The sequence below is a fragment of the Stenotrophomonas indicatrix genome, from assembly GCA_041545745.1.
In the GTDB taxonomy this organism is placed as follows: Bacteria; Pseudomonadota; Gammaproteobacteria; order Xanthomonadales; family Xanthomonadaceae; genus Stenotrophomonas; species Stenotrophomonas indicatrix_A.
Genome location: CP168152.1, coordinates 4,300,374 through 4,319,944 on the forward strand (window position 1 = coordinate 4,300,374; position 19,571 = coordinate 4,319,944).

22 protein-coding genes and 1 pseudogene are annotated in these 19,571 nt (G+C 62.2%); 11 read left to right on the forward strand and 12 right to left on the reverse strand.

Features of this window, described 5'->3' with window-relative positions; translation table 11 throughout:
* Nucleotides 1–10: 10 nt before the first annotated feature.
* Together ubiK and arr are read left to right on the forward strand one after the other, a co-directional pair.
* A complete protein-coding gene (ubiK, locus tag ACEF39_RS19600; protein WP_500286271.1) occupies nucleotides 11–262 on the forward strand; it encodes a ubiquinone biosynthesis accessory factor UbiK in 252 nt (83 codons plus the stop codon).
* Nucleotides 263–389: 127 nt separating this feature from the next.
* Nucleotides 390–824 carry an NAD(+)--rifampin ADP-ribosyltransferase gene (gene arr, locus ACEF39_RS19605; RefSeq protein ID WP_500286272.1) on the forward strand — a complete coding sequence of 145 codons (435 nt, stop codon included), beginning with the start codon at nucleotides 390–392 and terminating at the stop codon, nucleotides 822–824.
* Here the strand turns inward: arr and ACEF39_RS19610 are convergent.
* Entirely contained in the window at nucleotides 817–1,263 is a 447-nt protein-coding gene (locus ACEF39_RS19610; protein ID WP_088101766.1) for a DUF4279 domain-containing protein, read from the reverse strand. The genes arr and ACEF39_RS19610 overlap by 8 nt on opposite strands.
* A gap of 289 nt (nucleotides 1,264–1,552) precedes the next feature.
* Here ACEF39_RS19610 and ACEF39_RS19615 point away from each other — a divergent pair, with 289 nt between their 5' ends.
* The gene (locus ACEF39_RS19615) at nucleotides 1,553–2,080 is read left to right on the forward strand and encodes a transporter (protein ID WP_447945676.1); all 528 of its coding nucleotides are present in this window, start codon (nucleotides 1,553–1,555) and stop codon (nucleotides 2,078–2,080) included.
* Between the two features lie 238 nt (nucleotides 2,081–2,318).
* Here the strand turns inward: ACEF39_RS19615 and ACEF39_RS19620 are convergent, their stop codons facing one another.
* On the reverse strand, nucleotides 2,319–2,717 hold the full coding sequence (locus ACEF39_RS19620; RefSeq protein WP_500286273.1) for a hypothetical protein: 399 nt from the start codon (nucleotides 2,715–2,717) through the stop codon (nucleotides 2,319–2,321).
* Nucleotides 2,718–2,971: 254 nt separating this feature from the next.
* On the reverse strand, nucleotides 2,972–3,412 hold the full coding sequence (locus ACEF39_RS19625) for a hypothetical protein (RefSeq protein WP_500286274.1): 441 nt from the start codon (nucleotides 3,410–3,412) through the stop codon (nucleotides 2,972–2,974).
* Between the two features lie 563 nt (nucleotides 3,413–3,975).
* On the opposite strand from ACEF39_RS19625, the gene ACEF39_RS19630 reads away from it, so the two are divergent.
* The 3 genes from ACEF39_RS19630 to ACEF39_RS19640 all read left to right on the forward strand — a co-directional run bounded on the left by ACEF39_RS19630 (nucleotide 3,976) and on the right by ACEF39_RS19640 (nucleotide 5,736).
* Entirely contained in the window at nucleotides 3,976–4,332 is a 357-nt protein-coding gene (locus ACEF39_RS19630; protein ID WP_500286275.1) for a hypothetical protein, read from the forward strand.
* Between the two features lie 46 nt (nucleotides 4,333–4,378).
* Nucleotides 4,379–4,882 carry a cold-shock protein gene (locus ACEF39_RS19635; protein ID WP_500288056.1) on the forward strand — a complete coding sequence of 168 codons (504 nt, stop codon included), beginning with the start codon at nucleotides 4,379–4,381 and terminating at the stop codon, nucleotides 4,880–4,882.
* A 191-nt stretch (nucleotides 4,883–5,073) separates the two neighbouring features.
* Nucleotides 5,074–5,736, forward strand: coding sequence for an imm11 family protein (locus ACEF39_RS19640; RefSeq protein ID WP_500286276.1), 663 nt, complete (start codon nucleotides 5,074–5,076; stop codon nucleotides 5,734–5,736).
* 11 nt (nucleotides 5,737–5,747) lie between these two features.
* Here ACEF39_RS19640 and ACEF39_RS19645 read toward each other — a convergent pair whose 3' ends face one another.
* Nucleotides 5,748–5,873 (reverse strand): hypothetical protein, encoded by a 126-nt coding sequence (locus ACEF39_RS19645; protein ID WP_500286277.1) that lies wholly within the window; start codon nucleotides 5,871–5,873, stop codon nucleotides 5,748–5,750.
* Between the two features lie 189 nt (nucleotides 5,874–6,062).
* On the opposite strand from ACEF39_RS19645, the gene ACEF39_RS19650 reads away from it, so the two are divergent.
* On the forward strand, nucleotides 6,063–8,456 hold the full coding sequence (locus ACEF39_RS19650; protein ID WP_500286278.1) for an XVIPCD domain-containing protein: 2,394 nt from the start codon (nucleotides 6,063–6,065) through the stop codon (nucleotides 8,454–8,456).
* A 52-nt stretch (nucleotides 8,457–8,508) separates the two neighbouring features.
* On the opposite strand, the gene ACEF39_RS19655 is transcribed toward ACEF39_RS19650, so the two are convergent.
* The 6 genes from ACEF39_RS19655 to ACEF39_RS19680 form a co-directional block, all read right to left on the reverse strand.
* A complete protein-coding gene (locus ACEF39_RS19655) occupies nucleotides 8,509–9,756 on the reverse strand; it encodes an ABC transporter permease (protein ID WP_500286279.1) in 1,248 nt (415 codons plus the stop codon).
* Nucleotides 9,753–11,060, reverse strand: a complete 1,308-nt coding sequence (locus ACEF39_RS19660; protein WP_500286280.1) for an ABC transporter permease — start codon at nucleotides 11,058–11,060, stop codon at nucleotides 9,753–9,755. The genes ACEF39_RS19655 and ACEF39_RS19660 overlap by 4 nt, the downstream gene beginning before the upstream one ends.
* Nucleotides 11,061–11,070: 10 nt before the next feature.
* Nucleotides 11,071–11,844, reverse strand: coding sequence for a class I SAM-dependent methyltransferase (locus tag ACEF39_RS19665; RefSeq protein ID WP_500286281.1), 774 nt, complete (start codon nucleotides 11,842–11,844; stop codon nucleotides 11,071–11,073).
* Entirely contained in the window at nucleotides 11,834–12,679 is an 846-nt protein-coding gene (locus ACEF39_RS19670) for a hypothetical protein (RefSeq protein WP_500286282.1), read from the reverse strand. The genes ACEF39_RS19665 and ACEF39_RS19670 overlap by 11 nt, the downstream gene beginning before the upstream one ends.
* A complete protein-coding gene (locus tag ACEF39_RS19675) occupies nucleotides 12,676–13,923 on the reverse strand; it encodes a hypothetical protein (RefSeq protein WP_500286283.1) in 1,248 nt (415 codons plus the stop codon). Before ACEF39_RS19675 ends, ACEF39_RS19670 begins: the two co-directional genes overlap by 4 nt.
* A 170-nt stretch (nucleotides 13,924–14,093) precedes the next feature.
* Nucleotides 14,094–14,402, reverse strand: coding sequence for a hypothetical protein (locus tag ACEF39_RS19680; RefSeq protein ID WP_500286284.1), 309 nt, complete (start codon nucleotides 14,400–14,402; stop codon nucleotides 14,094–14,096).
* A 445-nt stretch (nucleotides 14,403–14,847) separates the two neighbouring features.
* Here ACEF39_RS19680 and ACEF39_RS19685 point away from each other — a divergent pair, with 445 nt between their 5' ends.
* On the forward strand, nucleotides 14,848–15,198 hold the full coding sequence (locus tag ACEF39_RS19685; RefSeq protein WP_500286285.1) for a helix-turn-helix domain-containing protein: 351 nt from the start codon (nucleotides 14,848–14,850) through the stop codon (nucleotides 15,196–15,198).
* A gap of 128 nt (nucleotides 15,199–15,326) precedes the next feature.
* Nucleotides 15,327–16,832 (forward strand): YifB family Mg chelatase-like AAA ATPase, encoded by a 1,506-nt coding sequence (locus ACEF39_RS19690; protein ID WP_500286286.1) that lies wholly within the window; start codon nucleotides 15,327–15,329, stop codon nucleotides 16,830–16,832.
* 287 nt (nucleotides 16,833–17,119) lie between these two features.
* Here the strand turns inward: ACEF39_RS19690 and ACEF39_RS19695 are convergent, their stop codons facing one another.
* Together ACEF39_RS19695 and ACEF39_RS19700 are read right to left on the reverse strand one after the other, a co-directional pair.
* Nucleotides 17,120–17,323: a hypothetical protein gene (locus ACEF39_RS19695; RefSeq protein ID WP_500286287.1), complete on the reverse strand. Its 204-nt coding sequence runs from the start codon at nucleotides 17,321–17,323 to the stop codon at nucleotides 17,120–17,122.
* 200 nt (nucleotides 17,324–17,523) lie between these two features.
* Nucleotides 17,524–18,324 (reverse strand): JmjC domain-containing protein, encoded by an 801-nt coding sequence (locus ACEF39_RS19700; protein ID WP_500286288.1) that lies wholly within the window; start codon nucleotides 18,322–18,324, stop codon nucleotides 17,524–17,526.
* Nucleotides 18,325–18,500: 176 nt separating this feature from the next.
* Between ACEF39_RS19700 and ACEF39_RS19705 the strand changes: the two are divergent.
* Together ACEF39_RS19705 and ACEF39_RS19710 are read left to right on the forward strand one after the other, a co-directional pair.
* Nucleotides 18,501–18,952, forward strand: a pseudogene (locus ACEF39_RS19705) (DDE-type integrase/transposase/recombinase); the annotation flags it as partial.
* Between the two features lie 143 nt (nucleotides 18,953–19,095).
* Nucleotides 19,096–19,548: a hypothetical protein gene (locus tag ACEF39_RS19710; RefSeq protein ID WP_500286289.1), complete on the forward strand. Its 453-nt coding sequence runs from the start codon at nucleotides 19,096–19,098 to the stop codon at nucleotides 19,546–19,548.
* Nucleotides 19,549–19,571 lie beyond the last annotated feature (23 nt).

A 19,571-nucleotide genomic window follows, 5' to 3' on the forward strand; every position in this document is an offset into this window, starting at 1 on the left:
GGAGCACCCCATGATCGACCTGAACCAAATCGATGACCTCGCCCGTCGCCTCAGCGACCTGGTGCCGCCGGGCCTGCGCGAATCACGCGAGGAACTGCAGGCCACCTTCAAGAGCGCGCTGCAGGCAGGGCTCACGAAGCTGGACCTGGTGACCCGCGAGGAATTTGAAGTACAGCGTGCGGTGTTGTTGAAGACCCGCGAGAAGCTGGATGCGCTGGAAACAGCGGTGCGCGAGCTGGAAGGCCGCGGCAAGGCAGAATGAAAAAAGGAGGCGCACCGCGCCTCCCACTTACAGAGTATTTCCCTGATGGGGCCTTGCCGCAAGGCCCGCCCGGCGCCCTAGACTCGCCGGCCTGTCGATCCGGCAGAACAGGTAGGGGCAATGCCCGATGGCACAGGACACCGAATGGACACCCGTTTCGCATGACACCTGCGACCAGGTTGCCGGGCCGTTCTATCACGGCACCCGCGCTGACCTCGCGGTGGGCGAGTTATTGAGCGCGGGATTCCGGTCCAACTATCGCGACAGCGTGGTGATGAACCACATCTACTTCACCACCATTGCCAAGGGCGCCGGGCTGGCTGCGGAGATGGCCCGGGGTGAGGGGCGACCGCGTGTGTATGTGGTGGAGCCGAACGGGCCGTTCGAGGACGATCCGAATGTGACCAACAAGAAATTTCCTGGGAATCCGACGCGGTCGTATCGGAGTGCGGAGCCGTTGCTGGTGGTTGGGGAGATTGTGGAGTGGGAGCTCTATGACGCGGAGTTCGTTCGGCAGTTGAAGGCGTTTGTTGCTTCGGGGAGTGGGGAGATCATTAATTGATGGCCTCTGGGCAGGGAGCATTGCACGCTTCCTCATCGGCATCGTAGATGTCCAACCCGAGCTCGATGCCGCGCTGCCCCAGGGCAAGCAGCGCGCGGGGCGAAAGCGAGACACCATCGTTGCTGCTGCCCATGAAGAGGCCGCAGAACAGGTCAGGCCGGAAGCGTGCCAATGACTGCCACACGGCGAGATCGCCGGTGAGTTGATCGAGGATCTCGAAGATCTGCGCTTCCAGATCTTCAGGCTCACGCCGAGCCGCACTGAGTCGCCAGCTTCCGAACCTGGCGATACGCACGGCGCCTGATTGGCTGCCTTTGAGTTCCTGGCCCTTGTGATGTGAAGCGGTCGGAGTCGCCCCGAGCAAGGCACTGACTTCTTCGGGCAGGAGGTCGTCTCCGAAGAATCGGAGGGTCACCAAGGAATGATCGAATGCTGCCATCGGAATCCAGTTGTCCTTTCGAAATCACTTCCAATCCATACGTCTCATCGACGTAAGGTCAGCTATCGGCCAGAAGCAGTCCATTGGACCCTGTCGGCGACTGTTACACGAAGGGCTAGACTTGGGGCGCCGGGAACTACTGGGGCGGGGGGGCGCTCTCGCGGATAAGGCTGACAGCCTTGCAGCGTTACGCCCTCTGTGGCTTTCTCGTGCATCGATGCGATCGTGCATTCCTCTACCGACCAACTCCGTTTCGATTTCGTTAGAGCAGATTAGCAGGAGGAATCTCATGTCTAGAACGACCGACGGAAAGCAGCAACAGCGTGATGCACAGTGGTCCAACGTATCGAAGCTGTTCTGGCCTGCAATGGTCATGAGTGCTGCCATGGCGGCTTGCGCGGAGGTGCTCCACCGAACAAGCGCCTATCCCCAGGCGGTCTTCGCCTCCGTCCATGCCGACACCCGCACCTGGTTGTATGTGGCGCTGATGTACTTGTTCTTGATTCCAGCATTGTTTCTCCGGATGCGACGACTGCTGTCGGGCTACCCAGTGCCTTGGAACCCACCCGGAAGGCGCTGGCTGCTGGGTCTCTTCTCGCTCATCCTCTGCAGCGGAATGATGATCCTCCCAGTGATCGTACTCGTCATGGGAGAAGACGCTGCGGGCCGGGGCCGCGGCTTGTACCGACTATTCACCGGAAGCCTGCTCGGCACCTTCCTGGTGGGTGGTGTACTTGCGTATGCGGCTGCCATGAGTGCGTGGCTGCTTCTGTTCGCAACCCCCAGGTTGCTGTTCCCGCGGGCACCCTCTCGCTAGCCGCCCAGCCGACATATGTCCCGTCGACTGCTCTACCTGGATGCAGGGTTGGGGCAAGTGGATGCGGGCAGAGTGTGTTGAGGTCGTCCGCTTTCGGCCAGGAGCGGACATCAATCGCGAGAGCAAGAGCCTTCCATATCGCGGAACACCGACGCGAGACTATGAGCTCCGTCAGGCCCGGCTGGATACGCGATGCGCGATTCTCAAGCTCAAGCCTTACCTCGCTAACGCAAGATGATTACCGGCTAGCGACTTCGGTCTCTGGAGCTGCATCATGCCGGCACTCGGAATCTGCCCCAGCGATGAGCCATTCGTGCCTTTCCGCCTGAATATTGATGGACGAAACACCGGAAACCGAGGAATGACTGGACCAAGCATCCAGCTCCTCTGCAATTGAGCCACTCAAGAGCCATCCGCGGCCGGTGGACTGAGCCGAAGTCAGGGCAAGAACCACAAATTCAGGCCACGATTGAGCGGCATGACTCGAGCAGGTACTCACCATGAAGCCGCCCTTGTGATATGGCTCGGCGTGGAGATTGCTGACTCCAAGACCAGCTTGCTGAAAGATCCGCGCCGCGACCTTGAGAGCCGCCTGCGGCGATGTGCAATTGGTGAACAAGCGCCAGTGCAAATCCATGCGTCCACAATCTAATTGAAGGCCCTCTGGGCGCGGTTGCGTCACTTATAGCAGAAGGGACGCGCGACCATCCCCCTCTCTCGCTAACCGAGGCGCCAGCATCGAAGAACAGCTTGGGAGCGCTGCAATCTCGATAGACGAGGGATCGCGTGACTCAGTGCCAGAGATGACCTGATCGAAATCCGCTCATGCTTCCACCAGCGCCAAAGAACCTTGCGCCATCCTCGCCGAGATCTTGAATCGCCCACCCTGCCCTACTGAGTGGCGGCTCGGGCGGAAAGGAACATCACCCTGATTTCCCTGGCATAGGCAACGACATCCGGCATACGAATCTTCTTCAGGTAACTTTTCACTGCTGCCGCGTCGTCACGAAGAAGAAAGTACTCAATCAGGTGACCGATAGGCATGTGCAAGGTTGCGGGCAGATTAACAATGTTGTCTGGCCCTCCGTCTGGTTCCGAATAGGCGGCCAATTTCTGCGCTATGTAGCTGAAGGTCTGAGCGCGCTCGGCTCTGATCAACTGAAGAAGTGCATCTGCCTCGATACTGGCGTGCCCCATCCACCCCTCCTGTAAACGAGCAATGACCGGATCGATCGGCGCCTCATGCTTGAAGGGCTGCTTCTTCAGGTACGCGTCCAAGGCGAACAGATAGTCGCGGTAGGCGGCAGAAGCCAGTAGGTCCGTCAGGGTCATGCGTGCATTCACGGCTTGGAAATTCCACCTATATCAAACATGGATAGCAGGGTGAAGCCGTGACTTGCGCTTCGCCTGGAGGTGAAGCCCGCAACACGTGCTCTATTGCCAGTGCCATGAAGAACCGCTCGTCGAATGCTGTCGCATTTGCCGCACCCTGCATCTTTGGCGGAAGGTTCTGACGACTCCGTTCCAGAAGTGCCAGTCTTCCCGTAACACAAGGCTCTCGCCACTTTCCACGCTATGCAACAATGCCAAAAACGTCTCGGGCTTTGGCGGCATTTACCCCACCCCCTTGGCATTTCCAACAACATCAGGCAACTCTGGTAGAGCCACCGACAACGGGTGGCCGGGCGTCGAAAACCCGAGTTCTAGGGATGTTGTTTACGCTTGTCAGCCGGCACCGCCACGCGTGGTGCCGGCTGGCAATCCGTCTGCCGGCTATGGCGGGCGGTGCGTGGGGGTCTTGTACCCGCCGGTTTGTCCCTAGCCCGGTTTTCGAGCCACGCATCGTCCGCCACCTTTATCGGTGGCGGCTTCTGCCTGCTTGCACGGAGCCTGCCATGACCACGCCGCACTCCCCTCCCCCGCGCCCCATCCAGGAGGCGCCCTCGCCCAGCCCTGCGCTGGACCCCAACAGCCTCATCGCCATCCTGCGCAGCATCGGCGCAGGCGCTGCAGCCGACGGCCAGCCCTGGCCCGAACGCCATCACCTGCGCAGCCGGCAGATGCAGTTGTCCGACGCCGACTGCGCGTTGACGGGCCAGCGCATCGTGCAGGAAATCCTGCTGGCAGCCGAACGCACGCGCCAGAACGGCGAGTCCGACCAGTACGTGGGCGATCGTGTAATGGAGGGACTGGTAATGGCCGACATCGCACTCACGGCCTTCATCCACGAACGGATGCGGCCACAGGACTGAGGGCCAGCTTGTGGGCGTGACGTTCTGTTCTTGTGCGGGGTGATGAATTAAGAAACACGGCCTTGCCGCTGCGGCGGTGTGCATCGTGGTGATCGGCGCGGTATGGGCGGAGTGGCCGGAGCCAGCGGGCGAACAGGTGTGGGCCTACCAGAAACTGCGCCCGGCCGATTACCGGCTGCTGCACAGTGATGCACTCGGCTTCGTGACCGTCAAAGCGGATGAGGGCTTTGAACTGCACACGCGCTATGCAGGGGTGACGTCCTTCGAGATCCGGTGCAAGGGCGTTCTGGTGATGGACGTGGAGAACGCCCCTTCACGCGTGCTGATCCGGATGCCTGCCGATGCACTGTGGCGGGCGCCGGACATCGAACGCCTGCGTCTCAGTTTCGAACGCTGGTTGGATCTCCACCAGAGCCAGGGGCAGCTGTTGGTGGAAGGTGCTGGGCCATCGTGGCTTGAGGCGCGGTTTGGGCGCTTCGAAGGGGCAGTGCCTGATCAGCAGCGGTGTCTGTTTGAGGACCCGGGCCGCGGTTGGCAGGTTTCCCCCTGATCTCTTCGTCCATCCCGCGGACTACTGCAGGCAGTCGACTGAGTCACAGCACCATATTCTGCATTGTCCCGAATTTTCCCGAGATTCACGTAAATCGGGTATCGCGGCACCGTTTCGGTGGAACTTGTGGCTGCGCTGCAGCCCCGCTAGCATCGGCTCGACTGCTTTCCCGTCCTGCCCCCGCATCCATGATGGAAGCCCCCGTGACCGAATCGACCCCCATTGAAGTTTCATGCGAAGCCGCATCTCACAAGGGCGAATTCTTCCTGATCGACGCCGGCCTCCTGGGCAATGGCAAGGTTCCCGGCATAGAAATCGCCAACGAAGAGAAGCTGATCGACCCTGGGATGAATGTCGTCTCGCGTCCTGACGGAACGCCAGACCAGTATCCGGAGCGTCCCCACCTGGTTCATGTACCGGAAAAGGGCGGAATGCCACGCGACCTGGAAGAGCTCGCTGGCATATGGATTGTGTCGGAGCCGTTGAAGCAGCTGCTTGAGCAGTTGGACGCCGAGGCGTTTGCATTTGCGGCCTGCGACTTCAGCCTTGCTGACGGCAGCCTCGGCCCTCAGTACTACCTGGGCAATGTGCTGCGCAGGCTCGATGCCCTGGATGAAGCCTCTTCCCGCGTGAGGATCAAGCTCGACCACAATTATCAGACCGGCGAGGACGAGAAACTTTACAGCCTCGTCGGCGGAGCGAGCCTGGTGTTCAAACAGGATGTTGTGGGAGATGCCCATATCTTCCGCCAGGATCGCATGGGAGCACCTCCCATCTGCGACCGCGCGATGTTTGATGCTTTGAGTGCAGCCAACTTCTCCGGCGTACGGCTGCGCGATGTAGCCGATATTTAAGACGAGCTCTTTCAAACGGATTCTTGAATGAGGTGGTGCGCATGGCCGACACACCGGTTTTTCAGGGACACCATCTGATCGAACAGATTGCGTTTGAACAGAGCCAGCTGCTGAAGTCGCTTGCCAGGAGCGGTCATTTCGCGCTCCACGGACCCGACAACATTCTCAACCTGCCCGCGAACCCTGCGCTGGCGACCAGGTTGAGTATTTCGCCACACTCAGGCGGCCCGTTGAGTGCGTACTCGGATCAACTGAAGTTCGTTCTCGACGACCTCGCGGAAACATCCGATGGCCGAGCCTTGCTGTCGAAGGAGACTCCGCCGGACGTGCGGGCCGCCGCGGCCGAGCGGATGGGTGCCCGCATCCAGAACCTCGAACATACCCTTCGCGCCGGCATCCTCAACGGCGACCTGGTCACCAACACGCCCGAGAACATGACCCCGGCGGAAGCCAACGCCAAGGTCCGCACCTTCTTCTCTGATCTGGACGGCTACCACCGTACCCACGCCACGCAGATTGCGGAACTGAAGACGCTCAATCCGTCCGAATTGCGCTGGCGCGGCGTCACCCAGTCCGAAGCCAACGTGAGGTTGGCGCTGGATGCCATCGACGAACCCGGCAACTCCACCCTGAGCGAGCGCTGGGGTGGCCGCGCATCGTTGGGCACCGCCATTCAAGAGGCCAACCAGGGCGGCCGCCTGCCGTTGAGCGAGCACACCGCCGTCCGCGTGCGTACTGCGTTCAACCCGGAAATGCCACTGACCATCGTGCGTCCTGGCCCGGCAACCGCCGCCCCGGAACTGGCTGGCACGGCAGGGCGAGCGGGCGCTGCGGAAGGTGCCGCCGAGGCTGCCGTCGCCACACGCGGGCAGATTAGTGGCGCGCGCGTACTCGGTACCGCTGGCGTCGCCGCACTGGCCGTGGACTTCGCCATCACCGGCCACCGCGTGGCCGAGTTGCGCAGCGAGGGCAACAACGCCGGCGCAGAATCTGCAGCCACCCACTTCGTCGGGCGTACCGCGGGCGGCTTTGGCGGCGGCTTCCTGTTGGGCGCAGGGTACGGAGTCGTTACCGGCTCGTGGACCGGACCAGGTGCGCTGGCTACCGGGCTGTTGGGCGGCGTGGCCGGTGGCTTCGCCGGTGAGTACTGGGCCCAGTACCAGGACAAGAAAGCGGTCTACACCCAAGTGGATCGCAGCGGCAACGAATGGAGTCGCGACCCGGAAGATTCAAATGGCACCTGGAGCCGCAGCGTGCGCACGCCGCAGCCCGACGGAAGCTACCGCGATACCACGGTGGCCGCCGGTGGCCGGCTGGCGGATGAGCTGAACTACAAAGCCGCCAACGACTCATATTCGCTGGGCATGGCCAACCTGCCCAAACCGCAGAACCCCTTCAAGCTGGATGCAAGCGGAGAGAACACGCCCCCGCGCGAACCGTTTGAAACCAACCGCCACTACGTGCGCAACCCGCACAACGGCGAATGGAACCTCTCCATCCACGCAATGATTGATGGCCGCGTCCCTTTCGACCACAGCGTGTCAGTCAGCCCGGAAAAGGCTGGCCAACTGGAACTGGAATCGCAGCGCATCATTGCCCAGAACGCCGCCAACACGCCGGAGGCACTCGCCGCCCGTTACCAGGTGGCGTTCAACCAGTACAACTGGCACGAGTTCGCCACCATCGAGCCGGTACCGGAGGTGATCGCCAACGCGCAGACCCAGACCCAGCCCTTGCGCGCTTCCAACGGCGAGAAGTACACACAGGACGCCAACGGGCAGTGGCAGACACCGGGTTGGGTGTATGGCACCAACCCGGCCGAGGGCAGCATCATCGAGGAGCTCAATCGCACGCGTCAAAGCCAGCAGGTCGGCGTGCAGGAGCTGATGTCCATGGCCGACATTGCCCGCGCCGATCCCACGCCAACCGAGTACGGCCTACGCAGCCAGGTGGTGGACGCCTACCGTCGCGCCGGCATTGCGCGCAACGCAGAAGAAATTGATGACGCTGTAGCCGCGGTTGCCCAGGACCACGCGAGCTCCCTGCCCGGCTCCAGCACCTTCATGCTGCAGGTACAGAAGGATGGCTCGCTGGCTACACTGGCCGGGAAAGATGACGAGCGCATGCAGATCGTTTCCGTCACCACGCCGGCGGAGATTGCACAGGCGCACGCGCAGCGCGCTACCGCAGGGCAGGAACAGCCACCCGCGGTCGCTCCTCCGAGCGCACCCTCGCCACACACCACCACGCCCGCCACGCAGCACAGAACTGAAGTAGACCAGCACCACGGCACAGCCCTGCGCCCGGAAGACGCCGGGCTGCTGGGGCAGTTGCGCTCGTCAGTGGCCATGCTGGATGAAAAGCACAACAAACCGTGGGATCAGAGCAGCGACCGCCTGCTGGCCAGCGCCTACAGGCTTGCGGCAGAAGCCGGGTTCAAGCCCAGCGACAAAGTAGACCTGGCGTTGAATGAGGCCACCGAAACCCGTGCGGCTGGTACCACACTGTTCGTGATGCGCTCAGGGCCGGGCGCGTCATCAGATCCCGCTGCCAACCGGGTGCATATATCGACGCAGGACGCGCTGGCTGCCGCACCGGAGCAGCAATATGCAGCGGCCAACCGGAGCCTCGGCGCTCAGGACCAGGAGCGGTCGCAGCAGCTGGCGCAAGCGCAGACGCAAGAGCAGGAGCAGAGCCGGCAGGGGCCGCGGATGGGCTGATGGCAGCGTGACAATGCATACTCCATGAAACGCAATGACCGGCCCGTCGGCGTCAAGCGCTGCGCAGGATCGCTACCGGGGCTTCTTTGGCTGCTCGTCGAGCCGGAACATAGGCTGCGGCCTGGCCCAACAGAAGCACGGTCAGCACGCCAATCGCGAGAAATGGCGCCTCGATCCTGGCTACCTCGTAGTATCGGGCCACGGCCATGTTCAGGCCGATGGCCAGTGCGGTGCCAACAACAGACCCGGTGGCGGTGAGGATCAGGTTCTCCACCAGGAAGTACCGGAGGATGTCGGATTTCCGGGCGCCCAGTGCGCGCCGGATACCGATCTGTCGATATCGCTTGCGAACCCAGAAGCTGGCCAGTCCGTATACGCCCGTAGCGGTTACCACCAACAGCGCCAACCCGGAGCTCAGGAACATGATCGCCATGGTCTGATCGTGGCGGAAGTAATCGGCGCGCAGCTCGCGGAACGAGGTGCTGCGGGCGATGGTGCGGTTTGCGTCGCGCTGCGACAACGCGGCCTCACTGGACGCAATCACGTCCGCCACTCGCCCATCAGCACTGCGGATGGCGAACATCACGCGAGGCCCGTCCGGAATCAGCGGCAGGATGAGTGACATGTCATTGTCTGCATCGGTCTTCAGAACAGGCCGGGAAAGCGTCTTGACGATGCCGACCACCTGGATGGGGTGCTGCGCATCGGCATACAGGAACTTGCCGACTGCGCCGCCCTCCGGAAACAGCTTGTCTGCCAGTGCCTGCGAGATGACGGCCTCGCTCGCCTTGTAGAGCCCGGCATAGTCGGCGCTGGCCTCCATCGGCACGAACGCTCCCGCAGACAGGTCACGGCCGGCGACAAGGGTCAGGCCCAGCACCTTGGCGGCAGGCGAAGATGCCGTGTAGACAGTTGGTTCCGCCTCGACAATGCCGGAGATATCATTCCCTTCAAGCACCTTGTTGGTGAATCCCACCGTCCAGCTGCGCTGGGAAAGGGGAAGCGACTCTGTTGCGATAACCTGCTCCACGCCCGGCTGCTGCCGGATGGTCTCCAGGTCGGTCTTGATCGAGGCTGCAGGGTTGGCTGCGGCAGGCCCCAGGTACTCGGTCTCGATGACGCCCAGGTTCGCCTCTTCCAGGCCTGTATTGTAGGTGAGGGTTCCCAGCCGCTCGGACAACAGAAACGCAAGGTTCGTCACGCACGCGGTGGCAACCAGCACCTGCACCAGAAGAATGGACGCGATGACGCGGTTGCGGGTGAGCGCGCGGACGATAAGGGGGACTTCTGCAATGCTCATTCTGACGCCTTGATCTGCATGGCCAGACGGCCTGAGGTAGCGCGCAGCGCAGGGAAGAACGCAGCGATGACACTGGAGACACACGCCAGGCCCACGGTGAGAGCGGCCATGCTGAGATCCATGTTGGCCAGCGAGGCGTAGTCTTCCGGCTGCATCCGCACAAGGTAGAGGCCGGCCTCTGCAACGATCAACCCTACCGCCCCGCCCAAGCCGCCGATGATCAGTGCTTCGGTACAGAGCTGATAGATGACGTCCTGCCGGCGCGCACCCAGCGCCCGACGGACCGATATTTCATGGGACCGGCGGATGAAGCGGGCGAAGATCAGGGCACTCATGTTCAGCAGGCAAACGATCAGGAAGCCCAGGCACAGCGCCAGCTGCAGCTTCACCTCGTTGGGGATGATGCGATGCTCGACCAGGAAGTCCCTCAAGGACACCATGCGCGGCGCGGTTGTCCTGTCAAACCTTCCTGCCTGCTGCTGTGTACGTGCGTAGTTGCCCAGGAAGCGCTCGTACTGCTCGACACTGGCCGCGTCAGGCAACTCGGCCCAGAACTGGACCCAAGATGTGCGGGCGTCCTGCAGGCGATTGAGGGGCTTGTCACTGCTCCATGAGAAGACGCTGCTGGACACCGCCATCTGCATTTCCGCTGCAACACCAATCGGGATGAAGAAGTCTTCGCGCCCCTTGAACACATCCTGCTGAAGGTCCGTATAGAACCGGGGACGCGGGCTCCACGGACCGGCAACACCCACCACCCTGAATGCCTGGCCGCCAAGGCGGACGGTTGCTCCCACCAGCCCTTCACTGCCCAAACGGTCAGCCAGATCCTGGCTCAGCACGACAACCCGGGCGTGGGCAGCATCATCTTGACGCGTCCAGGCCCTGCCCTGCGCCACTGGGATGCCAAACATGGCGAACGCATCTGCAGTGACATACTGCCCCTGCGTGAAGAATGGAATCTGCACGCTGCGCTGCGCATCCACCAACAGACGGGCAGATGCCAGCGCGGTCTGATGGGAGGCGGGGGCCTGCCGAAGCAGGTTCTGCGCATCCACCCAGGTGAGGGCCACGCGAGGGTCCATGCCCGGCCTGACGTCGTACGACGTGGGGAGTGCGTCAATGAAGGGGTGATAGAGATGCTCGCTTCGCCCCGGCAGTGGATCCCACGTCATTGTCCGCACGACAGTCAACATCGTCATGCTTGCGCCGATGCCCAATCCCAGCGCCAGGATCAGCGCGGCGCTCATCCCCTTGGTTTCCAGAAGCCTTGTGCGGGCCAACGCAAAGTAATAGCCGAACATATACGTCTCTCTAATGCAGGAAGGTGGCCGCAGTCGGAATCACGTCCACCGGTTCAATCGAGATCCACGCCGTGCTGTTCTGCGCCCTATCGCAGGCTTCCAGCAGATGCATCAGGCGAAAGCGCGAGCGCTGGACCATGCGCAGCAGCGCGTCAATGTCCTGCTCGCTGCGATCCTTGATGAACGCCTTGGGTATCTTATTCTGATTCAGGGCGTCCACAACGGCTTCCAGGGTCAGGTAGCTGAGCCGCTGGGTGGAGGCGCTGTCGATGAAGATCGAGGCGCTTTCCGCCATGCGCGGCAGAAACGCTGCAAGCAAGGCCTGGATGCTGTCCTGGGAGTGGTTGAAGTCGGAAAAGACCATGTCTATTCCGCCGTCAAAGGCGGGGGCCCGGGCAATCTCGGCAAAGCCGATCTCCTGCCAGTTGGCAACAACGTGATTCTCGACCCCGGCCCACTGGAATACGTGCTTCAGGAAAGCGGGATAGTCCTGTCCCATCTCCCGCAGTGAATCTGCAAGCGGCCCCTGCAGGCCCTCGACAAACCTGATGCCTGGCTCACTGGAGAAGTGCGAACCATTGTCATAGGTGTGAATGACACCGCTGCCGTTCTCCCGCAATGCACCGGCCATCCAGGCCGCAGTGACGCCAAAGCCGGTGCCCAGTTCGACCACGATGCGCGGGCGGGTCCGCTTGACCAGGCTGTACAACAGTACGCACAGGTCCTCGCTTCCGTAGACCCAGCCCATGGACTCGCGCAGCGAGCTCAGCTTCTCAAGTAGCATTCACACCTCCGGCGCTGCCGGTAAGCAACCACGCGTCCAATGCAGTCTGCACAGCGGTGTCGGCGGCGACGGAACGAAGGTAGGGCGAGAATGCATGGAAGGTGATTGCTTGATCCGTCACGTACAGGAGCATCTCTCCTGCTTCGGAACGGAAGGCCTGTGCAGCTGCTCGCGTCAGCTGCCCGCACACAGCATCATCGACCTCAGCGCTTGCACGGGGAAAGTGGATTCCGTTGTAGTCCCGCCCAAGGAACCAGGCGATCACGGGGACGCCCTTCGGCCTGGACACGTGGAACTGATGCCTGCGGCGCTCTTCGTCATCAAGCTGCCGTTCCTGTCGCCAATCAAAAAGCGACCAGACCGACTTCTGCATGGGGTCCTCGATGCGGGACAGGTCTGGTTCTTCGTAGCCGAAGCTGTAGGCGAAGTCAGGCGTATTCGCCTCCGGGAGGGCGCGTTCGAGTTCAAACCACTGCACGTTCAGCGGGGCCAGACATCGGGATACGCCGCGCGTGCCGGTGTCGTGACAGAGGCTCACCCCCAGCGCCAGAAGCGGCTGCAGGCGGATATGGAACCAGCGGGCGTCCACTCCGTGCTCAGCCAGAAACCGTTCGATCTGCGTTCCTTCCAGAGAGAAGACCCGGTTCACCACGTTGGCTCCGCGGAACAGACTCTCAAGGTGCGCACTTGGGCTCAAGCGGAGAACCTCGGGCCAGGGTTGGCCCTCCATTACTGGTATCAGCTCATCAATGTGTATGGCAGGGACACCCGTAGCCAGCGCCCGCAGCGCGACCGGGTCAAGGTGGTCCGCATGGATGATGACCGTTCTGCTCATTGATGCCACTCCCCGTAGCAATACTGCCGCTTCATCTCGGCCTGCATCTGGTCGATCATCTGCCCGACCTCACCATTGATGGCGTCCTTGGTCATCAACCGACCACTGAGATCCTGCTCGATCAGGAAGCCGGCGGCGCAGACGGCCAACCTGCGCTGGACGTGGCGCTTGGCGGCTTCACCCAGGTCCGGAGAAATCTCGAGATGACGCTTGAGCAGGCGGTGACACACGTAATAGACGAAGACCGCGTGGATGTAGGAGGAGTTGGGAATGGGATTGCCGGACCACGGAGACACGACACGGTGCCGGTAGTCATTGGCAACGAAGAACCCGTTGGCAAGCTCCCATGCGGCCAGATAGTTGTGGGTGCTTTCATGCATGATGCTTTCCATGCACGCCTCAACAAGAAGTTCCGGGTTATGCGTGTTCAGCAGTCGAATGGAACCTGGCTGCCTCGGCACATGCTCGGAGCCGTAGCGGCCGGCTTCATCGGACGTGACCTCTGCCGACTTGCGCACGGTGATCCGCCGGACGAAGTTGCGGATGAGAAGGCCGTACATGGGTTCTGACCGGTCGATCGCTGCCAGCGCCTCTGCCAGCTTTCGCGAGACATGCTCGCGTTCCGCATCGGTCAGCGGTAGGCACGGTTGGCTCAGCACTCCAGAGCGTGGCTCATGGTGCCGCGCCGGTGGGCTCTCAAGATCCAGCGCGATACAGTCACCCAGCTTCGGCAACTGCCGAAGGGTCCACACGCCCGTGGCATCCTTTTCCGCAACGCAGTCTCCAACCGGACTGTAGAGCTGCCACTGCCGTGCCTCTCTCAAATACCTGTCGGTCCGTCCCTGCGCCAGCTCGGCGATCGACTTCTCCCGAGCGATGATATCGTGCAGCGCGCCAAGCGCGCGGGCCTGTTCCTCTGCCCTCTCCTGCTCGTCGGCTCCTGACTCCACCCTGCCCTTCCGCGCAGACTCCAGGCACAGATATTGCTCGCAGAATTCGGAACTGAGCAGCACACGGGCTTGGCGATCGGGCCCGATTGACTGGTAAATCTGGTGCATGGCACGAGTCGTGACTCCGTATTTCTGGTCAGCAAGCACTTCCTGAAGTCGCGCTCTCATCCTGCGGAGTCTTGACCACAGGATGCCCTCGACGACCGACTCCATGCATTCTGATGTGTCTGCGATCTCCATCAGGCAGATCGGGCTTCTTACATCAGTCCGTTTCGCCTGGGTCATCGAATTCATTTTTCTCCTCCATGCAGTCATCGCCGTCCTCGCTACTTGCACCTGGCCGCTCTTATCCACCCTTCAAATCCAACTTGAGGCCAAAGATCGAAAACCACCTCTGGCGTCTATAGGCTCTGCATGACAGTGATCTACGTGCAAGGGGCGGAGAGATCCCCGCCCCTCTCCCTTCAGACGTCGAATCGGGAATCGGCGGAACTGCGCGAAGCAAATGCCACCTGCTTGCTCGCCGTGTCGTGATGGTGATGCGACCCGATAGAATCGGAGTGATGGTGCCCATCTGCGAGAAGCGCAGATTTTTCGTCTGTGAACTCACTAATGCTCAGGGACTGCATATCCGCCTGGATGGACGTCGACGCCGCAATATCATTGGCGAAAGTTCCGTTCGATGCAGCAGCAGAAGCCGAACCTGCGGCCGCGACACCCGCAATGATCAGCGTGAGGGACGAGAGAGTCTTCACAGCAGTGCGTTGGGTCATTTTTCTTTACTCCATGTAATGGTGGGCATTGGATCTTCTGAGCTGCGAACGTGATCAGCGTTGTGGCTCAACTTGATTCAACGGCCCGCCGGTATCCAGCTGCAACCTCGCTGCTGTGCCGCGCACAGCTTCCGCCGGGCTTGGGCGGTTGCGCCCCAGCTTTCACTACGTCCAGAGGGCAACCATCACGGGTTGAGTGCTTGCATTTGCACTTGTGTGCTGGCCCTGAAAGGACGTCACTGTCGCTAACGTCTTGGCCAAAGATGGGGATGGCGCGACGTTCACCCATATCGCCACGTGTCAGAAGCAGCGTTCTCAGCGAATTCAAGAAGAGATTCGTGCGAGAACCGACATAGTAGACCTGCTACAGAATTGACGATCTGTATTGGCACTCACACACTTCCCCGCATGTCCTGTGCAAGGCAGCCTAGGAAGGGGAGTATTCATGGAGTTCCGCACTGATTCACTGTCAGCCCGGATCCGCGTTGCGCGTATCAGCAACGGGCTATCTCAAACCGATCTCGCCAAAGCCCTGAACGTGAATCGGGCGACGGTGGGCCACTGGGAGCGCGAACTAGGCTTCGTGCCGTCTATCGACCACCTGCATGCGCTGAGCAGGGTCACGTGCGTGAGCGAATCTTGGCTGATTTCGGGTGACACCATCGCCGATGGTGGGAAGCCGGAAGGAATGCGCCTGCAAATGGAAGCCCGCATGTTGACGGCATCGCGCAACCTTCCGATCTCCTTCCTCGACCACATTGTTGAGTTGATGAGGTCTGCCGAACGCCATATCTGACGTCGTCCCGACGACTGAACCACACGTAGTGGCTGGCCGGACAAATCCTAGATGCCCTGCCGAAGTATTCCGATGGTGATCGGCACGTCGCCCCCTCACCATCAAGCGCCCTCTGCAGGAAACCACACATGAGCCTGGCGCTGGTCCACAGCCGTGCCCGCGCCGGGGTCGACGCCCCGCTGGTGCGGATCGAAGTGCATCTCTCCGGTGGCCTACCCGTCACCCAGATTGTCGGCCTGGCCGAGACCAGCGTGCGCGAGTCGCGCGAGCGTGTGCGTGCCGCCCTGCTCTGCGCGCGCTTCGACTTCCCGCAGCGTCGCATCACCCTCAACCTCGCGCCCGCCGACCTGCCCAAGGAAGGCGGGCGCTACGACTTGGCGATTGCCCTTGGCATCCTCGCCGCCAGCGGTCAGGTCGATCCGCAATCGCTGCTGCAGTACGAGTTCCTCGGCGAGCTGGGCCTGACCGGCGAACTACGACCGGTATCCGGCGCGCTGCCCGCCGCAATCGCCGCCGCCGAAGCCGGGCGCATCCTGATCGTGCCGCCGGGCAACGCTGCCGAAGCTGCCCTCGCGCAGCATGCCGATGTGCGCGTGGCGCGCACTCTATTGGAATGCTGTGCCGGGCTCGGGAATCCACGTTTGCTGCCGCAGGTGGAGCGCGTCGACACCACACCGCTGCCATTGCCGGATCTGGCCGACGTACGCGGGCAGGCGCTCGCACGCAGGGCGTTGGAAGTCGCCGCCGCTGGTGGTCATCATCTATTGCTGATTGGCAGCCCCGGCTGCGGCAAGACCCTGCTGGCCTCGCGCCTGCCCAGCCTGCTGCCGGATTCCGAAGAGATTGATGCCCTGCAGTTGGCGGCCATCACCTCGGTCAGTGGCGAAGGGCTGGACCCAAAGCGCTGGCGGCAGCGGCCGTTCCGGGCGCCGCACCACAGCGCGAGCGCGGCGGCGTTGGTGGGGGGCGGTAATCCGCCCTGCCCCGGCGAGATCTCGCTGGCGCACCATGGCGTGCTGTTCCTGGATGAACTGCCGGAGTGGAACCGCAGCGCATTGGAAACCCTGCGCGAACCGCTGGAGTCGGGTCACATCCGCATCTCCCGCGCGGCGCGCAGCGTGGTCTACCCGGCACGCTTCCAACTAGTGGCGGCGATGAACCCCTGTCCCTGCGGCTGGGCCGGCGACCGCAGCAACCGTTGCCTGTGCAGCGACGAGCGCATCACCCGCTACCGCGCACGGGTATCGGGCCCGCTGCTGGATCGCATCGACCTGCACATCAACGTGAGCCGCATGGATGCGGTGGAGTTGCGCGAGAGCACACCCTTGGGCGAGCCCAGCGCCAGCGTGCGTACGCGGGTGGAAGCGGCACATGCGCGGCAACAGTCGCGTGGTGGCCTCAACGCGCACCTGCCTCCTGCCGCCCTGCGTGCGTGCACGCGCTTGAGCGAAGCAGACCAGGACCTGCTGGAACACGCCATCGAGCGCCTGCAGCTGTCGGCGCGGGCGATGCATCGCATCCTGCGGGTGGCACGCACCATTGCCGATCTGGCCGAAAGCGAGACCATCCAGACCGCGCATCTTGCTGAGGCCATCGGCTATCGGCAGCTGGATCGGGGAAGACCCGGCACATAGCGCTCCCGTTTTCGCGCTGTTGACTTGTTTGGCTATCGCGGGTGAATCATCTTGTCTGCCACACAGCTGCAACCCGGCGATGTGCGCGCAAGACCCGCGAATGAGGGCGCCGCAGCTGCACTGTGGTCAGCTTGTACGTCGGCACACTACAGATCGTCGACGAGATGAGCATAGTTAGCTGATCACCGACGAGGCGATGCAGCCAACTGCTGGCGACGACCACGTCGTCGAAGCTCGTCGCGGAACGACGCCACCCATCGCACACGCGGCGGCTCGACGATGCGCGGTCAGCGTTGCGCGGAACGCTTGCCGAACCCGGCCATCAGACCGACGCTGGTACCGATCAGTGCTCCGAAACCACCCCACTTGGCCGGTTCGCTCACTGACAGCACGGTGCCGCTCACGCCCATGTCCATGCCCAGGCCGGTCAGCGCGCATAGTATGCCGGCGGCAATCCAGTAGGCCGGTTTTCCGGGTAGTTCGAACTTCATCTGATCGATCATTTTTCTTGCCTCTCTTCAGTAGGAATACATACGGTTGTGGCCTTGCATGCGGCGTGCCTTGCGCAAACTGCTTGCTCTCAGTCTGCCTGCCCGCAGGCTGCTTCGCTCTGGACATGCCCGCTCCAAGCATTCGCCCGACGCATGCATGGTCCATGCGGTAACCGCTAACACGGAGTTAATACATCCCCTCAGTCCTGCTCGAAGCCCTCGTTCAATCCGCGCATCAGGCGCCCCTGCAGGTCGGCGATGCGATGATTCGCCATCGACTGTCGCATGAAAGCTGATACCTCGGCCAGTGCTTTGGACGAGGCTACTTTGCTCAGGCAGACGCCGATCAGCGCTGCAAATTCACCGAGTTCGCGCGGGTCCGGTTCTACCGCCGGATCGAAGCGGACCCTGCGGCGCAGGCGCACGTCGCTGAGCGCTAGTTTCCGCACCAACTGCTCGACGAACTGACCCAGGTTGAGGCCGATTGTGGCGAAGGTGATGTGGATCGAGGCGTGCTCGTTGGCACGCGCCTCGTGCATGAAGCCTCGCGGCATGTACAGCACGTCACCGCAGCGCCGGAGAATCGGCGTGGGCGGCCTCGATGAAGCGTGTCTGGCCGCATCGAAGCCCATGTCGGCATTCGGCAGATCGGCCTGATTGGCATAACCGGAATGCCAGTACCACTGCTTTTGGCCGAGCACCTGCACGACGAAGATGTCGTCCAGGTCGTAATGCGGCTGGAAGCCCTGGCTGAACGGCGGGGTCATGTAGAGGTTGGCACGGATCGGGATATGCAGCACCTGCTCCAGCCCGCGGCAGAACCGGCTCAAACTGGGCAAGTAGTGCTCGATGTGGGCCACGCGCACAGTCGAGCCATCGCGCAGTTCGCGCAGTTCGCGCAGTTCGCGCAGTTCGCGCAGTTCGCGCAGCATCTGACGAACGTCGGCCGCAGGACTGGGTGACTGGGTAAACGGCACCGCCAGCATCTTGCCACCGCGCACGGCGTCTGGATCATCGGAGCATGACCGTGAATTCCAAAACACAACTACAGTCGACTTTGGAGCAGGTCCGCGCTTTTTACGACAGCAGCTTGGCGGTGACGCTCTAGAACGCGGACCACGTGCAGACGCATGTGCTTATCGCCGCGCAGTTGCGCCACTTCGGCTACGCCCGTTGTCCGCGACACAAGCGGCCCGGACGATGGGGCACCCCGGCAATGACACCCGCAGCGGTCAGCAACCTGTTGGAGCGGGACTTTGCTGGCTTCGAGCCGGGAACTAAATGGGTCACCGATATCACCGAGATCAAGACCCGACAGGAAAAGGTGTATCTGTGCACCGTGCTGGATCTGTTCGACCAGCGTGGGGTGGGGTGGTCGACACGCCACCGGCAGAACCGCCAGATGGTTATCCGGGTCCTGCAGATGGCGCTCTGGCAGCGGCGCGGCATGCAGGCCAGGATCCTGCGTTCTGATCGCGGCAGCCAGTTCCGCGGTGGTGACTAGCAGCGCCATCTATGGCCAACAGACTGGTCTGTTCAATGAGCGCAGTGGGACATTGTGGCGACAACGCTGCCTGCGAAGGCCTCTTTGGAATGCTCAAGCGTGAGCGGATCTATCGGATCAGCCACCTATCGGCTACCGGCAGCTGGACCGGGGCAAGCCAGGCAACTAGCGCTCCGCAGCATGCACGAAGGAATCAGATTCATCTGATATCTGCCATGCCACCTGCGCCCTGACCATTTCCGCGAGCCCATACACAAGGAGACGCGGTTTGCTCAGGATGCTCATCATGGGCGGGCAGGAAGCCGCCCGTCAGCGGATATCAAGGACGATAGGACGGCGCGGCCTGATCCGCATGGAATCGATCTACAGCGTGGACAGCGGTCTGTCGGTGCTGGAGTGGCGCAACTACGATCTGGTGGGAACGTTCCTGGCGGCCGGTCTTGGCAAGCGCCTGCAGGAGTCGTTCGTGCTGCGCGATGCGAAGGTGCAGCTGGTGCTGTTCGGCATGGGGTTGAGCGAGGAAGTCGCCAGCATCCGCCTGCGTCTGCGCGCGCAGGGGCTACCGTCGCCGATTCTGGTCCGGACCGACTTTGACAGCTACGACGAGTCGCTGTTCTGGCGATCGCTGACGTCGCACATGATCCTGCCGTCGGTACTGGAGGGCACTGGCCCCCTCCCCGCCGTGGGCGACGCGTGCGACCATGCAGGACCCAGTCCCTAGCGGTGCCTGCCTCGCCAGGTGCC

What these genes read in the sequence shown, in the direction of transcription:
- ubiK (WP_500286271.1), top strand. Translation starts at nt 11, where the DNA reads ATGATCGACCTGAACCAAATCGATGACCTCGCCCGTCGCCTCAGCGAC.
- arr (WP_500286272.1), top strand. Translation starts at nt 390, where the DNA reads ATGGCACAGGACACCGAATGGACACCCGTTTCGCATGACACCTGCGAC.
- ACEF39_RS19610 (WP_088101766.1), bottom strand. Translation starts at nt 1,263, where the DNA reads ATGGCAGCATTCGATCATTCCTTGGTGACCCTCCGATTCTTCGGAGAC.
- ACEF39_RS19615 (WP_447945676.1), top strand. Translation starts at nt 1,553, where the DNA reads ATGTCTAGAACGACCGACGGAAAGCAGCAACAGCGTGATGCACAGTGG.
- ACEF39_RS19620 (WP_500286273.1), bottom strand. Translation starts at nt 2,717, where the DNA reads ATGGATTTGCACTGGCGCTTGTTCACCAATTGCACATCGCCGCAGGCG.
- ACEF39_RS19625 (WP_500286274.1), bottom strand. Translation starts at nt 3,412, where the DNA reads ATGACCCTGACGGACCTACTGGCTTCTGCCGCCTACCGCGACTATCTG.
- ACEF39_RS19630 (WP_500286275.1), top strand. Translation starts at nt 3,976, where the DNA reads ATGACCACGCCGCACTCCCCTCCCCCGCGCCCCATCCAGGAGGCGCCC.
- ACEF39_RS19640 (WP_500286276.1), top strand. Translation starts at nt 5,074, where the DNA reads ATGGAAGCCCCCGTGACCGAATCGACCCCCATTGAAGTTTCATGCGAA.
- ACEF39_RS19645 (WP_500286277.1), bottom strand. Translation starts at nt 5,873, where the DNA reads ATGACCGCTCCTGGCAAGCGACTTCAGCAGCTGGCTCTGTTCAAACGC.
- ACEF39_RS19655 (WP_500286279.1), bottom strand. Translation starts at nt 9,756, where the DNA reads ATGAGCATTGCAGAAGTCCCCCTTATCGTCCGCGCGCTCACCCGCAAC.
- ACEF39_RS19660 (WP_500286280.1), bottom strand. Translation starts at nt 11,060, where the DNA reads ATGTTCGGCTATTACTTTGCGTTGGCCCGCACAAGGCTTCTGGAAACC.
- ACEF39_RS19665 (WP_500286281.1), bottom strand. Translation starts at nt 11,844, where the DNA reads ATGCTACTTGAGAAGCTGAGCTCGCTGCGCGAGTCCATGGGCTGGGTC.
- ACEF39_RS19670 (WP_500286282.1), bottom strand. Translation starts at nt 12,679, where the DNA reads ATGAGCAGAACGGTCATCATCCATGCGGACCACCTTGACCCGGTCGCG.
- ACEF39_RS19675 (WP_500286283.1), bottom strand. Translation starts at nt 13,923, where the DNA reads ATGAATTCGATGACCCAGGCGAAACGGACTGATGTAAGAAGCCCGATC.
- ACEF39_RS19680 (WP_500286284.1), bottom strand. Translation starts at nt 14,402, where the DNA reads ATGACCCAACGCACTGCTGTGAAGACTCTCTCGTCCCTCACGCTGATC.
- ACEF39_RS19685 (WP_500286285.1), top strand. Translation starts at nt 14,848, where the DNA reads ATGGAGTTCCGCACTGATTCACTGTCAGCCCGGATCCGCGTTGCGCGT.
- ACEF39_RS19690 (WP_500286286.1), top strand. Translation starts at nt 15,327, where the DNA reads ATGAGCCTGGCGCTGGTCCACAGCCGTGCCCGCGCCGGGGTCGACGCC.
- ACEF39_RS19695 (WP_500286287.1), bottom strand. Translation starts at nt 17,323, where the DNA reads ATGAAGTTCGAACTACCCGGAAAACCGGCCTACTGGATTGCCGCCGGC.